The organism is Streptomyces sp. TBY4, assembly GCF_024213195.1.
In the GTDB taxonomy this organism is placed as follows: domain Bacteria; phylum Actinomycetota; class Actinomycetes; order Streptomycetales; family Streptomycetaceae; genus Streptomyces.
Map to the genome: position 1 here is coordinate 316,993 of NZ_JANAVF010000002.1, position 13,301 is coordinate 330,293.

General features: G+C 71.9%; 13 protein-coding genes. 4 read left to right on the forward strand and 9 right to left on the reverse strand.

Annotated features, from left to right (window positions below; translation table 11 throughout):
* The first annotated feature begins 96 nt into the window (after positions 1-96).
* The 3 genes from NLX94_RS05740 to NLX94_RS05750 all read left to right on the forward strand — a co-directional run bounded on the left by NLX94_RS05740 (position 97) and on the right by NLX94_RS05750 (position 4,062).
* Positions 97-1,203 (forward strand): nitronate monooxygenase, encoded by a 1,107-nt coding sequence (locus tag NLX94_RS05740; protein ID WP_254381489.1) that lies wholly within the window; start codon positions 97-99, stop codon positions 1,201-1,203.
* Positions 1,204-1,222: 19 nt separating this feature from the next.
* Positions 1,223-2,776 carry an acyl-CoA synthetase gene (locus tag NLX94_RS05745; protein WP_254381490.1) on the forward strand — a complete coding sequence of 518 codons (1,554 nt, stop codon included), beginning with the start codon at positions 1,223-1,225 and terminating at the stop codon, positions 2,774-2,776.
* A gap of 146 nt (positions 2,777-2,922) precedes the next feature.
* Entirely contained in the window at positions 2,923-4,062 is a 1,140-nt protein-coding gene (locus NLX94_RS05750) for a calcium:proton antiporter (protein WP_254381491.1), read from the forward strand.
* Positions 4,063-4,140: 78 nt separating this feature from the next.
* On the opposite strand, the gene NLX94_RS05755 is transcribed toward NLX94_RS05750, so the two are convergent.
* The 9 genes from NLX94_RS05755 to NLX94_RS05795 all read right to left on the reverse strand — a co-directional run bounded on the left by NLX94_RS05755 (position 4,141) and on the right by NLX94_RS05795 (position 10,001).
* Positions 4,141-4,575, reverse strand: a complete 435-nt coding sequence (locus NLX94_RS05755) for a holo-ACP synthase (RefSeq protein ID WP_254381492.1) — start codon at positions 4,573-4,575, stop codon at positions 4,141-4,143.
* A 6-nt stretch (positions 4,576-4,581) separates the two neighbouring features.
* A complete protein-coding gene (locus NLX94_RS05760) occupies positions 4,582-5,418 on the reverse strand; it encodes a hypothetical protein (protein ID WP_254381493.1) in 837 nt (278 codons plus the stop codon).
* The gene (locus tag NLX94_RS05765; protein ID WP_254381494.1) at positions 5,415-5,684 is read right to left on the reverse strand and encodes a phosphopantetheine-binding protein; all 270 of its coding nucleotides are present in this window, start codon (positions 5,682-5,684) and stop codon (positions 5,415-5,417) included. Before NLX94_RS05765 ends, NLX94_RS05760 begins: the two co-directional genes overlap by 4 nt.
* Entirely contained in the window at positions 5,681-6,640 is a 960-nt protein-coding gene (locus NLX94_RS05770) for a 3-oxoacyl-[acyl-carrier-protein] synthase III C-terminal domain-containing protein (RefSeq protein WP_254381495.1), read from the reverse strand. Before NLX94_RS05770 ends, NLX94_RS05765 begins: the two co-directional genes overlap by 4 nt.
* Positions 6,640-7,464 (reverse strand): SAM-dependent methyltransferase, encoded by an 825-nt coding sequence (locus NLX94_RS05775; protein WP_254381496.1) that lies wholly within the window; start codon positions 7,462-7,464, stop codon positions 6,640-6,642. The genes NLX94_RS05770 and NLX94_RS05775 overlap by 1 nt, the downstream gene beginning before the upstream one ends.
* A gap of 62 nt (positions 7,465-7,526) precedes the next feature.
* Entirely contained in the window at positions 7,527-7,787 is a 261-nt protein-coding gene (locus tag NLX94_RS05780; RefSeq protein ID WP_254381497.1) for an acyl carrier protein, read from the reverse strand.
* Entirely contained in the window at positions 7,784-8,251 is a 468-nt protein-coding gene (locus tag NLX94_RS05785; protein ID WP_254381869.1) for a holo-ACP synthase, read from the reverse strand. The genes NLX94_RS05780 and NLX94_RS05785 overlap by 4 nt, the downstream gene beginning before the upstream one ends.
* Positions 8,248-9,126: a hypothetical protein gene (locus NLX94_RS05790; RefSeq protein ID WP_254381498.1), complete on the reverse strand. Its 879-nt coding sequence runs from the start codon at positions 9,124-9,126 to the stop codon at positions 8,248-8,250. The genes NLX94_RS05785 and NLX94_RS05790 overlap by 4 nt, the downstream gene beginning before the upstream one ends.
* Positions 9,123-10,001 carry a diiron oxygenase gene (locus tag NLX94_RS05795; RefSeq protein WP_254381499.1) on the reverse strand — a complete coding sequence of 293 codons (879 nt, stop codon included), beginning with the start codon at positions 9,999-10,001 and terminating at the stop codon, positions 9,123-9,125. Before NLX94_RS05795 ends, NLX94_RS05790 begins: the two co-directional genes overlap by 4 nt.
* A 310-nt stretch (positions 10,002-10,311) precedes the next feature.
* Here NLX94_RS05795 and NLX94_RS05800 point away from each other — a divergent pair, with 310 nt between their 5' ends.
* A complete protein-coding gene (locus tag NLX94_RS05800) occupies positions 10,312-13,296 on the forward strand; it encodes a BTAD domain-containing putative transcriptional regulator (RefSeq protein ID WP_254381500.1) in 2,985 nt (994 codons plus the stop codon).
* The last annotated feature ends 5 nt before the right edge of the window (positions 13,297-13,301 follow it).

The window sequence follows — 13,301 nt, forward strand, 5'->3', positions numbered from 1 at the left end:
ACGGCACGGGCCCCGCGGTGACCGGCCGGCAAAGAATCTGACGCTGCATCAGAAAACCTCTTCCCTCGGCGGCCGGGCTGCGGCATCCTGCCGCCCATGGAGACGGAGCTGAGCAGAAAACTGGGAATAGAGCACGCCATCTTCGGCTTCACGCCCTTCCCGGCGGTGGCCGCTGCCATCACCCGCGCGGGCGGGTTCGGGGTGCTCGGAGCGGTCCGCTACACCGCCCCCGACGACCTGAAGCGCGACCTCGACTGGATGCAGGAGCACACCGACGGCAAGCCCTACGGGCTCGACGTGGTCATGCCCGCGAAGAAGGCCGTCGACGGCGTCAGCGAGGCCGACATCGAGGCGATGATCCCGGCCGCGCACCGGGAGTACGTCCGCGACACCCTCGCCAAACACCACGTACCCGAACTTCCGGAGGGCGAGGCCTCCGGCTGGCGCATCACCGGCTGGATGGAACAGGTCGCCCGCAACCAGCTCGACGTCGCCTTCGACTACCCCATCAAACTCCTGGCGAACGCCCTCGGTTCCCCGCCCGCCGACGTCATCGCGCGCGCCCACGAGCACGGGGTCCTCGTCGCCGCCCTCGCCGGCAGCGCCAAGCACGCCCGCCGGCACGCCGAGGCCGGCATCGACATCGTCGTCGCCCAGGGGTACGAGGCCGGCGGCCACACCGGCGACATCGCCAGCATGGTCCTGGTGCCCGAGGTGGTCGAGGCCGTCGCCCCGCTCCCGGTCCTCGCCGCCGGCGGCATCGGCAGCGGCGAGCAGATCGCCGCCGGGCTGGCCCTCGGCGCCCAGGGCGCCTGGCTCGGCTCCCTCTGGCTGACCACCACCGAGGCGGACATGCACTCCCGCGCCCTCACCGAGAAGCTGCTCGCGGCCGGCTCCGGCGACACCGTCCGCTCCCGCGCACTGACCGGCAAGCCCGCGCGCCAGCTGCGCACCGAGTGGACCGACGCGTGGGACGACCCGGAGGGCCCCGGCGCCCTGCCGATGCCCCTGCAGGGACTCCTCGTCGCGGAAGCCGTGTCCCGCATCCAGAAGTACGAGATCCAGCCGCTGCTGGGCACCCCCGTCGGCCAGATCGTCGGCCGGATGAACAGCGAGCGCAGCGTCCAGGCCGTCTTCGACGACCTCACCAGCGGCTTCGAGCGCGCCATCGACCGCATCAACCGCATCGCCGGCCGGGCCTGAGGAAAGAGGAGTGGACAAGATGACCGACACACCCCCCAACGGCTTCTGGGCCCAGGCCGTCGCCGACCCCGGGCGCACCGTCCTCGTCACCCCCGAGGGCGAGACCTGGACCGCCGCCCGGCTGCACGCCGACGTCAACCGCCTCGTCCACGGCCTGCGCGCCGCCGGACTGGAGCGGGGCGACGTCTTCGCCGTGGTCCTGCCCAACAGCGTCGAGTTCCTCACCGCCTACCTGGCGGCCTCCCAGGCCGGGTTCTACCTCGTCCCGGTCAACCACCACCTCGTCGGCCCCGAGATCGCCTGGATCGTCTCCGACTCCGGAGCCAAGGTCCTCGTCGCCCACGAACGGTTCGCCGACGCCGCCACCGCCGCGGCCGACGAGGCGGGCCTGCCCGCGAGCCACCGGTACGCGGTCGGAGCCGTCGCGGGCTTCCGCCCGTACGGCGAACTGCTCGACGGGCAGCCGGACACCGCCCCCGCCGACCGCACGCTCGGCTGGGTCATGAACTACACCTCCGGCACCACCGGCCGGCCGCGCGGAATCCGGCGCCCGCTGCCCGGCAAGCTCCCGGAGGAGACGTACCTCGGCGGCTTCCTCGGCATCTTCGGCATCCGGCCCTTCGACGACAACGTCCACCTCGTGTGCTCGCCGCTCTACCACACGGCCGTCCTGCAGTTCGCCGCCGCGGCCCTGCACATCGGGCACCCGCTGGTCCTGATGGACAAGTGGACCGCGGAGGAGATGCTGCGCCTGATCGACGGCCACGCCTGCACGCACACCCACATGGTGCCGACCCAGTTCCACCGGCTCCTCGCGCTCCCGCAGGAGACCAAGGACGCCTACGACGTCTCCTCCATGCGGCACGCCATCCACGGCGCCGCGCCCTGCCCCGACCACGTCAAGCGGGCGATGATCGAGTGGTGGGGCAGCTGCGTGGAGGAGTACTACGCGGCGAGCGAGGGCGGCGGCGCCTTCGCGACCGCCGAGGACTGGCTGAAGAGGCCCGGGACCGTCGGCAAGGCCTGGCCGATCAGCGAACTCGCCATCTTCGACGACGACGGCAACCGCTTGCCGCCCGGCGAACTGGGCACCGTCTACATGCAGATGAAGACCGGCGGCTTCAGCTACCACAAGGACGAGGGCAAGACGAAGAAGAACCGCATCGGCGACTTCTTCACCGTCGGAGACCTCGGCCTGATGGACGAGGAGGGCTACCTCTTCCTGCGCGACCGCAAGATCGACATGATCATCTCGGGCGGGGTGAACATCTACCCGGCCGAGATCGAATCGGCGCTGCTCACCCACCCGGCGGTCGCGGACGCCGCCGCCTTCGGCATCCCGCACCCCTCGTGGGGCGAGGAGGTCAAGGCGGTCATCGAGCCCGCCGAGGGCTTCGCGGCGAGCGACGCGCTGGCGGCGGAGATCCTGAACCACTGCGAGCGGCAACTGGCCGGGTACAAGCGTCCCAAGACCGTGGACTTCATCGAGACGATGCCGCGCGACCCCAACGGCAAGCTGTACAAGCGCCGGCTGCGCGAGCCGTACTGGGAGGGCCACGAGCGCGCGATGTGAGCCCTCGCCGCTGCCGGGGCCGGTCCTGCGGGGCCGGCCCCGGCGGCGGTCCGCCACGCCCGGAGATTCGTGAGAAAGGCCACGTCAGGGGCGTAGAGGCGACGGTTGGACCGCACAAGCGGAACAGTTCTGGCAAGTTGGCTGATATGAGTACGGCAACGCACAGAACTCCCCTGACCGACTGGACCGTCGTGGTCCCCCTGGTGGCGATCGTCGCGCTGGCCTTCAGCTGGGGACGCGATCTGCCCACGCTCGCGGTGGCCCTGGTGGCCCTCTGCCTGGCCGGTGCCGTGCTGGCGGCGGTCCACCACGCCGAGGTGGTCGCGCACCGGGTCGGCGAGCCCTTCGGCTCGCTGGTCCTCGCCGTCGCGGTCACCGTCATCGAGGTGGCCCTCATCGTCACCCTGCTGGCCGACGGCGGCGACAAGACCTCCTCGCTCGCCCGGGACACCGTCTTCGCCGCCGTCATGATCACGTGCAACGGCATCGTCGGCCTGTCCCTGCTCGTCGGGGCCCTGCGCAACCGCGTCGCCGTCTTCAACGCCGAGGGCTCGGGTGCGGCCCTGGCCACCGTCGCCACGCTCGCCGTACTCAGCCTCGTCCTGCCCACCTTCACCACCACCAAGCCCGGCCCCGAGTTCTCCACGGCCCAGCTCGCCTTCGCTGCCACCGCCTCGCTCGCCCTCTACGGCCTGTTCGTCGCCGTCCAGACGGTCCGCCACCGCGACTACTTCCTGCCCGTCGACACCAAGCGGATCCGCAAGGAGGCCGCGCAGGCAGCCGCCGCCGCGGCCGCCGGCGAGGAGGACGAGCACGCCGAACCGCCCACCGCCCGCGCCGCCCTGATCAGCCTCGGGCTGCTGCTCGTCGCACTCGTGGCCGTCGTCGGAAACGCCAAGGCCGTCTCCCCGACCATCGAACGGGGCGTCGCGGACCTCGGCCTGCCCTACGCCGTCGTCGGTGTGATCATCGCCCTGCTCGTGCTGGCACCCGAGACCCTGGCCGCCGTCCGCGCGGCCCGCCGCGACCGGGTGCAGACCAGCCTCAACCTCGCCTACGGCTCCGCCATCGCCAGCATCGGCCTGACCATCCCGGCCATCGCCCTCGCCTCGGTCTGGCTCTCCGGACCGCTGCTGCTCGGGCTCGAACCGCTCCACATGGTGCTGCTCGCGCTGACCATCGTCGTCAGCGCCCTCACCATCGTCCCCGGCCGCGCCACGCTGCTCCAGGGCGGCGTGCACCTCGTGCTGCTGGCCGCGTACCTCTTCCTCGCCGTCAGCCCCTGAGCGCACGACGACCCGTACGGCAGACCCCGGAGGCCTGGCGTACGGGTCGTGCGGGATGTGGCCGGCGCCGTGCCCGGGTCAGGCCGCGAACTGCTCGTTCACGGAATCGGCCAGGCCCGCGAGCAGGCCGTCGTCCGGGCGGCCGGGCACGGCCAGGGCGACAGCCAGCACCAGATCACCCTTGTGGGTGATCGAGACGCCGACCGAGCCCAGGCCCGCTGCGGCGGCCCGCTCGGCGGCCGCCCCGGAGAGCCGGACGAGGGGCGCCCCGTCGTCCCCCTTCAGGACGGCCACCTGGCAGGGGCGCACCCCGCCCGTCATTCCGGTGCCGATCGCCTTCAGCACCGCCTCCTTGGCTGCGAACCTGCCGGCGAGGAACTCCCGGGCGCGGTCGGGCCCGTACCCGGCCGCGACCGCCAGCTCGGCCTCCGTGTACGCGAAGGCGCGGAACCAGGGGCGGCGGAGCAGTCGGTCGAGCTCGTGCAGGCGCAGCAGGTCGGCACCGATCCCCATGGGCCGTCAGCACCCGTCCGACGCGGAGGCGGCTGCGGCCGTGGCGGTGAACACCGCGTGGTGGCTGCGGCCGGTCAGCGGATCGGTGTCGGTCAGGACGATCCTGCGGTACGAGCGCCGCCAGTGCCCGAGGTGGAGGGCGAGTTCGAGCCAGACACCGGTGCAGTACGAGTCCCCGGGCGCGAAGTGCACGTCGGCGCGGCCCGCCTCCGTGTCCGGCCGCGCCCCGGGTCCCAGCACCAGCAGTGTCCCGGAGTCCCACTCGCCGGCATCGGGGGGTCCGGACCCCACCCCGGCGAGCCGGAGGCCCGCCGACCCTTCGGTCCCGGCCCGCAGGACCAGCGCCGCCGCGGAATCGATCAGCGGAGTCTCCCGTACGAGCGGGTAGGGGGTCGGGAGGGTGGTCTGCTCGAGCACGGCCACGACGGTTTCGGCGGCCCGCCCGGACCGCTGGTAGGCGGCGGCGATCCGCAGCGCCGTGAACGGCGCGGCCAGCCCCTGCTGGGCGATGGCGAAGTTGGTCGCCGAGCCACCCAGCCGGCTCGTCAGGTGCGGGGCCACGGCGGTGAACGGCACGACGTCCGGGAGGGCGTGCGCGACGACGACCAGCTGGGGCCGCGCTTCGCGCACCCCGTCGGAGTCGGCGAGCAGGTCGGCGAGGTGCCGGTGCGGGACGTGTGCGCCGCGGGCCAGCAGTTCCTCATCGGCCTTGGCCCCGAACGGCCCGAGCAGGTCGTCGTGGAAGGCCCGTACGAGCGCGGCCCGCGGCGAGTCGGCCGGCGCGGGGCCGGGGCCCCCGGGCGAGCGGACGGCGGCGGCCGCTTCGAGCACGAGACCGGTCATGTCACTGCCTCCCCTTCGTGCAGCAGCCCCGCGACGTAGTCGGCGAAGGAACGGACCGTGCGCAGATGGTCGATGTCCAGGTTCTCGGGGTCGACGACGGCCCCCGTGCTCTCCTCGACGAGGAGCAGGAGTTCCAGTACGGAGGAGGAGTCGAGCCGCAGGTCGTCGAAGAGCCCGGTGTCCTCGGGCAGGTCGCGGACCTCCCGTTCCAGTACCTCCGCGAGCGCCTCCTCGATGGCACGGAGCACGACGTGTCGTTCGGTCATGCGAGGTCCGCCCCCTTCCGGTGGGTGATCACCATCGCTCCGAAGGTGGCGCCGAGCCCCACCGAGACCATCACGTAGTGGGCGCCGTCCAGGAGCCTGCCCTCGTCGCGCAGGGTCGTGTAGTTGACGAACACGTCCGAGGCGAAGGTGTGGCTGTAGCGCGGCACGTTGTCGAGGAAGACCTTCTCCTGCGGGACCTCCAGTGCCTTGACCGCCTGCCGCCACGCCAGCATGTTGACGTTGTGCGGGATGATCAACTCGATGTCTTCGAAGGTCAGCTGGGCCTCGGCCACCGCCAGTCGGATGACTTCGGCGATCCGCGGGCCGTACTGCTGCCCGAACTCGTTGTTCTGCTCCGGGGTCAGGTCCAGCCAGTCCGCGTACTCGCCGAGCGTGCGGGTGACGAAGGAGAGGACCGTGTCCCCGCGGCCGTCCAGGGTGACCAGGCAGGCCGCAGCCGCGTCGGCCATGATCGCCGTGTTCGGAATGTGCTGGACGATCGGGGAGAAGGCGCGTTCACCCGTGACCATCAGCGCGTACGCGTTCTCGTCGCCCTCGGCGCGGAGCAGTTCGCCGATGACGTCCAGTGCTCCCAGGCTGGAGACGCAGGCCTGGTGGCTGAGACCGAAGGCCTCGGCCCCGTCCAGGCCGAGCTCCCTGCGGAGCACCTGGGCCGGCTCCACGTCGGCGGGCGTGACGGCCTGCGTCGTGTGTGCGTACACCAGGTAGGCCAGCCGGCCGCCGGCCGGCAGCGCGTCCAGCGCGCTCCGGGCGGCGGGCCGCAGCAGGTCGAACAGGTCCAGGTCGGGGTCGAAGCGCAAGGTGTCGAGACCGTAGAACTTGCGGAACACGCCGAGTTCGGCGCGGCGCAGACCCAGGTGCTCGCCCAGCTCCTCGATGCGGACGCTGCGTTCGGGCAGGTACGACTCGACCCGTTCGAGCGTGGTGCGAGCCATCAGCCGGCCGCGATCTCGGCGCGGATGAGCCACAGGCGGTTGGCCCCGCGACGGGAGCGCGGCTGCACCGCGTACGGCCAGCGGCCCTCGCCCGCGCCCTCCTCGCCCGGCTCCTTGAGGTCGGTGACCTTCCATCCGTGGGCGGCGACGAACTCCTCGGGCTCGTCGGTGCCGAAGATCCACGGGGTGCCGTCGGCGGCGAGGGTGTCGAGGAAGGGCTTGGAGAAGGGGCTGCGGAGCAGGGCCCGGCCCAGGATGTCGAACGAGAGCCGGCTGCCGGGGGCGGAGGCGGAGGCCAGCAGCCGGAGCAGCCCGCCGGCCTGGTCGTCGGTCAGGAAGAAGGTGAGGGCCTCGGCGATCCAGAGGGTGGGGCGGCTCGGGTCGAAACCGGCCTTCTCCAGCTCGGGGAGCCATGCGCCGGTGAGATCGGCGGACACCTCGCGCCTGTCGGTGCGCGGGACGGCGCCCAGGGCGTCGAGGCGGCGGCGCTTCTCCTCGATGAGGGGGCCGTGGTCCACCTCGTAGACGGTGGTGCCGTCGGCCCAGTCGAGGCGGAAGGCACGGGTGTCCATGCCGGCGGCGATCAGGACGACCTGGGTGATCCCGCCCTCGGCGAGGACCGAACGGATGCTCTCGTCGAGGAAGGCGGTGCGGATGGAGATGAAGGGCAGCAGACCGCCGCCCGCGTAGCGCTCGATGAGCTCGAAGCCCTTGGGGGCGGCGAGGTCGCGGGCCAGCGGGTCGGTGTAGAGGGCGTCGTCCCGGTCGGACTCCAGGGCGCGGGCGGCGGCCATCCACTGGGCCGTGTAGGAGACTGCGTGCATGGTTCGGCCTCTTTCGGGGGGTCGGTTGTGGGGCGCGGTCGGTGGGAGCGGGGCGGGGCCGCTCAGGCGAAAAAGGCCTTCTCGATGGTCGCCAGCGACTGGAAGTCCTCGATGTCGATCGCGTCGAAGTCGATCTCGGTGCCGCTGGCGCCTTCGATCGCGTAGACCAGCTCGACGAAGGAGAGGGAGTCCACCAGCCGGTTCTCGATGATGTTGGTGTCGTGGGCCAGCTCGACGGGCCCCTCGTGGCGTCCGAGGATCCAGTCCCTGACCTGGTCGATTCCCGCGCGGGTGTTGCCGGCGGTCTCGATGGTGACGCTCATGGTGCTTCTCCTCTGTCTGGTGGTGGTGCGAGGGGTGGGGTGGGTACGGCCGTCAGGGCCGGTGGGGTGTGCGGCGTGGCCAGGGCGGCGGCGACCGCCACGGCCCAGCCGCCGTCGTGACTGATGCTGATGTCGACCGGGCCGAGTCCCGCCTCTTCGGCGAGGCGGGCTGCCCTGCCGGTGAGGCGCAGCAGCGGGCGGCCGCCCGGAGCCCGCAGGATCTCGATGGAGCGCCAGGGGAGCGGCGCCCCTGCAGAGCCGAACAGTTTGAAGACGGCTTCCTTGGCGGCCAGGCGGCCGGCGGTGCCCGCCGCGTCCCCGGCGCAGAGCTCGCGCTCCTCCTCGGTGAGCATCCGGTCTATGGCCGGTCCGGAAGCCGGGTCCAGCAGCTCGGCGATGCGGGAGAGCGGTACGAGGTCGACGCCGATCCGGGGTGCGGGGAGGTGGTGGCCGACGGGGTTCAGCGCCCGCCGCCCGCGTCCCCGGCCGCGCCCGCGGTGGCCGCGACGGCCGTGGCGGCGGTGCGGACGGCGTCGAGCGCCGAGTCCAGATCACCGTCGTAGCGCTCGGACAGGACGTGCAGCCAGTGCTCCAGCCCGAAGGCCACGCACGAGGTGAAGGCGTGTCCACCGGAGGCGAGGCGGATGTCGCAGCGTTCGCCGAAGAAGTTGCGGTGCGTGTTCACCGAGGCAATGGCGAGGTCGCCGTACTGGAACTCGTACTTGACCGGGCTGAGTTTGGCGAGCAGCGCCCGTGCGCCGTCGTTCTGGAAGAAGGGGTCGCTGGCCGCCTCGCGGTCGAGCCCGATGCCCAGTGCGGTGGAGAAGGTCTCGATGCGCCCGGTGAAGCGGGCGATGACCTGCTGGGTGTGCTCGTAGTCGCCCAGCGCGACGATCTCGCGCATCTGGAAGCTGGCCAGGCGGCGCAGGCCGTTGTAGTGGTCCTCGTTGCGGAAGCAGCGGTTGACAAGGGTCAGCAGGGTGTCGGCGGCGACGGTGCCGCCCTCGTGGTAGAGGTACGCGCCGTAGCAGGTGGCGTGCGGCAGCCCGTAGCGGGACTCCCGCAGCTGGTCGGGCGCGAACCGGCCGTTCAGCGGCTTGGCCTCCCCCTGCTCGAGGTCGAGGGAACCGGCCACCCAGGCGAGATGGGGGAAGTTGGTGTAGACGTCGAACTTCTCCAGGTCGCTCACCGGGAAGAGGGGCGGGGGGCTGATCTCCTCGGCGCCTTCGGCGAGACCCCACCCTGCGAAGATCCCGTCGAGCTCGCGCAGCAATCGGGTGGACGCCGGTCCCAATATGGCCAGGGCGGGGGATTGCCCGCTTCCCGTCAGCCGGTTCATCGAATGATTCCCGTCTTCTCCAGGAACTTGGCGGTCTTGCGGAAGGTCCGTTCCTCGGCCCTGGCCCGGGCCGGGGAGGCGAGGAGCGCGCGGCGCACCTCGTGGGGGTTCGCCAGCCCCGCGTCGCGGTAGACCTGGGGGTGGTAGAGGGACTCGAAGCTGTGGGTCATGTAGCGCCGCAAGTACGTGGAGATCTCCGAGAGTTCCTCCTCGGTCGCGGTGGCGCGCACGTCCTGGAAGAGGAGCTGGACGAGTTCACGGCCGAAGGCGATGTGCCGGGACTCGTCCTGGTGGTGGAGGCGGTTGATCCCCCTGATCGTCTCGTGGAGGCGCTCGTCGACCGCCATCGCGGAGTTGTAGTGGTCGACCAGCTCTTCGAAGATCATGATCCGCGCGAAGACCAGCAGGCTCTCGATCTTGGCGGAGTGCGTCCCGGATCCGCCGTCGGCGCCGGCGGGCTGCCGGTAGATCCTGCCGTTGCCGTAGCGCAGGCAGAATTCGGCGAAGAACCACATGTGCTCGTTCTCCTCACCGATGAAGTGGTGGAAGAACTCCGACGGGATCTCGAACCCCTTGGTGTGGATCCGGCTGACCACTTCGATGAGCAGTTCCCGAATCCCGTGCACGTTCAGGCTGTAGAAATTAATGCTCTCGTAGCGCGAGAGGGAATAAAGCTGCTGAGCGTCGAGTTGCCCGGCCAGTTCGGTGTCGTGCGTGGTGGTGAGTTCTGGACTCATCCACCACATGTCCTGAGGCAATTCCTCGGGCCATTCGAAGAGCCGGTAGGGGTTGTAGTAGTCGTCGATCGACTTCGCGGTGAGGCGGCCCAGGATCCCCTGGAACCGTTCGTTTCGCTCTAGGACCTCGCTGACCATGGAGTCAGTGGCCTCCGTTCGGCTGGGAGTTGGCCGGTCGTTCCGGACTCGAAACTAGGTGCGCCCCTGCGGCCGTTCAATGCCCGGAAGTGGCCTGGCCGGGTTCGGACACCACTGCGACTACGAGGCCGAAAACGTTCCGCCGGACTCTTGCGCCATATCCGGCAGCGATCATTCTCGGATACTGTCCCAAGGCAGGGCTGTTCGACGAAACCGCGATAGGTGGGCGATTTGCGCGACTGCTGCGGGATTCGAGCGGATCGCTCCGACCAATTTCCCCATGCCGTCCGCACCAGAAGGGGCCACGCCCGTGTCGCCGCATTCCGTCGTGAAGGATCCCGCTTCGTCCGGCAGCCCGGGAGACAGCTCCGGGCCCTGCGCCGGGGCCGCACAGGACAGTGGCGAGGACGTCGGATCGGCCGCCATGGGACGCCGGATCCGGACGCTCCGCCGGGAGGCCCAGCTGAGTCAGCGCGAGCTCGCCGACAAGGCCGGAATGAGCACGCGGGCCCTGCGCGACATCGAACGCGGCCGGGTGCTGCGCCCGCAGCTGCGCACGGTGCAGCGGCTGGCCGTCGCCCTGGAACTCCCGGACTTCGAGGCGGGAGAACTGCACGCGGCGGCCCGCGAGAAGCCTGCCCGGGACTCCGGCCGGCTGAGCTTCGCGGTGCTCGGCACGCTCGTGGTCCGGCGCGGTGACAGCCAGGTCCCGCTGACCCGCCCCATGATCCGCCGGCTGGTGGGCCTGCTCGCCCTGCGGCACCCCCACGCCGCCACTCACCAGGAGATCATCGACACGCTCTGGCCGAGCGGCCCCCCGCAGTCGTGGCGGAGTCTGATCCACACCTACATCAGCCAGGTCCGGCAGGCGCTGGAGCCCGAGCGGCCGCCCGGAGATCCGGCCCCCGCCGTCGAACTCCTCCCCAGCGGCTACCGGTTGCGCCCCGAGAGCACTCAGACCGACCTCGGACGTTTCCAGGAGCTGCTCGCACGGGCCAGGCGCACCCACGCCGTCGGCGAACTGGAGACGGCCCGGGAGGCACTGGCGCAGGCCCTGGGGTACTGGCGGGGGCCGGTGCTCAGCGACGTCGACGCCCTCTTCGACCAGCATCCGCAGGCCGTCCAGGCTGCCGAACGCCGCGTCGAGGCAGTGCTGCTGCACGCCGACCTCTGCCTCGCCCTGCACCGGCCCGGCCAGGCCCTGCCCGTTCTGTGGGAGACGGCGGGCACCGAGCCCCTCCACGAGGGTGTGCACGCCCGGCTGATCCTCGCCCTCGCGGGCTGCGGGGAGCAGGCCGCCGCCCTCGGCGTCTACTCCGGCCTGCGCGAGCGCCTCGACGAGCAACTCGGCATCGCGCCCGGGCCGGAGCTGCGCGAGATCCACCTGCGGGTGCTGCGCCAGCAGATCCCGCAACCGGAGCGGAGCCCGCACGCACCCACCGCCGGCCCCGTTTCCGTCGCGGCAGCCACCTCGGCCGGGGCGGCTGCGTTCGGTCCCGGTGCGTCCGTCGTCGCGGCGCCGGACGGCAGCGCCGGCCAGCGGCCCTTTCCCGGCGTCCGGTCCGCCGAGCCCAGCGTGCCCGCCGCGCCGATCCCGGTCCGGCCCTCCCAACTGCCCGCCGCGGCATCCTCGTACGTAGGGCGCACCTCGCAACTCCAGGAACTGGACTCCCTGCTGTCGCCGGAGCCCACCGCCCACTCCGGCGTCATGACGGTGGTGGGTCCGCCCGGTGTCGGCAAGACGGCGCTGGTCCTGCACTGGGCCCACGTCCACGGGGACGATTTCGCCGACGGCCGGCTCTTCGCGGACCTGCGCGGTCACTCGCCGCTCCCGGCCCTGAGCCCTGCCGACGTCCTCGCCCGCTTCCTGCGCGCCCTCGGCGCACCGCCGGACAGCATCCCCGCGGGCGAGGAGGAGGCCGCCGCCCTTTACCGGACGCTCCTCGCGGACCGGCGCATGCTGATCGTCCTCGACAATGCCCGCAGCGCCGACCAGGTCCGCCCGCTGCTGCCCGGCAGCGGGAGCTGCCGGGTGGTCATCACCAGCCGCAGCCAGCTCGCGGGACTCGTCGCCGCGCAGGGCGCCCGCCGGCTGGGCCTGGACGTGCTGAACCTCTCCGAGGCCCACACCTTGCTGGGCCGCATCCTCGGCGAGGAGAGGGTCGCCGCCGAACCGGACGCCGTGGTCAACCTGGCCCGACTGTGCGGCTGGCTGCCGCTGGCCATCCGCATCGCCGGAGCCAACCTGATCGCCAACCCCTCCCTCACCGTCGGCCAGTACTGCGCAGAACTGGCGGACGGCAGCCTGATCGGCGGGCTCCAGGTCGAGGGGGACGAACGCTCCACGGTCCGGGCCGCCTTCGACCTGTCCTACCTCGCCCTGCCCGAGGAGGCGCGGCGCGTGTTCCGGCTGCTGAGCATGATCCCCGGCACCGACATCACCCCGCTCGCGGCGGCCGCCCTCATCGGGCAGAGCGCCCCCGAAACCGGACGGCTGCTGCGCGGCCTGGCCCACTCCCACCTGGTCCTGGAGCCCGCCCCGGGGCGGTACGGCATGCACGACCTGCTGCGTTCCTACGCCCGCGAGCTGGCCGGGGAACAGGAGGCGGAAGAGTCCCTGCGGCGGCTGCTGGACTGGTACCTGACCCGGGCGGAGGCCGCCGCCGAGCTGCCCGACCGCAAGGGCGCGGAGTGGCTGGCCGCGGAGCGCGAGAATCTCGTGAGCGCCGTCCTGTACGCCGGGCAGACCGGGGCGCACCGGCTCGCACACCGGCTCGCGGAGGCCCTGAACGGCCATCTCTCACTCGGCATGCACACCGCCGACCGGCTCGCCGTGGCCCGTGCGGGCCTCGCGGCCGCCACCGCGGACGGCGACCTGCGGGCCCAGTCGGCCGCCCTGCTGCGGCTGGGCGACTGCGACTGGGCCGGCGGCCGCAACGCGGAGGCCGAGCAGCAGTACTCGCGCGCGCTGGAGCTGGCCGAGCAGGCCGCCTGGACCGAGGGCCAGGCCGCCCTGCTGCGACGGATCGGGGCCGCGCACCAGGAGAACGGGTCCATGCGGGAGGCCGTCCACTTCCTCTCCCGGGCCCGCGGTCTGACCGAGGCGGGCGCGTCCCCGGGGGCCGAGGGGGGAGCCGGTGCGGCGGACGACCTGATCAGCCAGGGCCTGATGTGCTGGAAGCTGGGGCGGCTCCACCAGGCCGTCGGCCACTACACCCGGGCGGCCCGGATCTTCGAGGCGCTGGGCTCGGCGGGAGGGGCGGCGATCGCGCACACGAACCTCGGCATCGTCTAACGGGC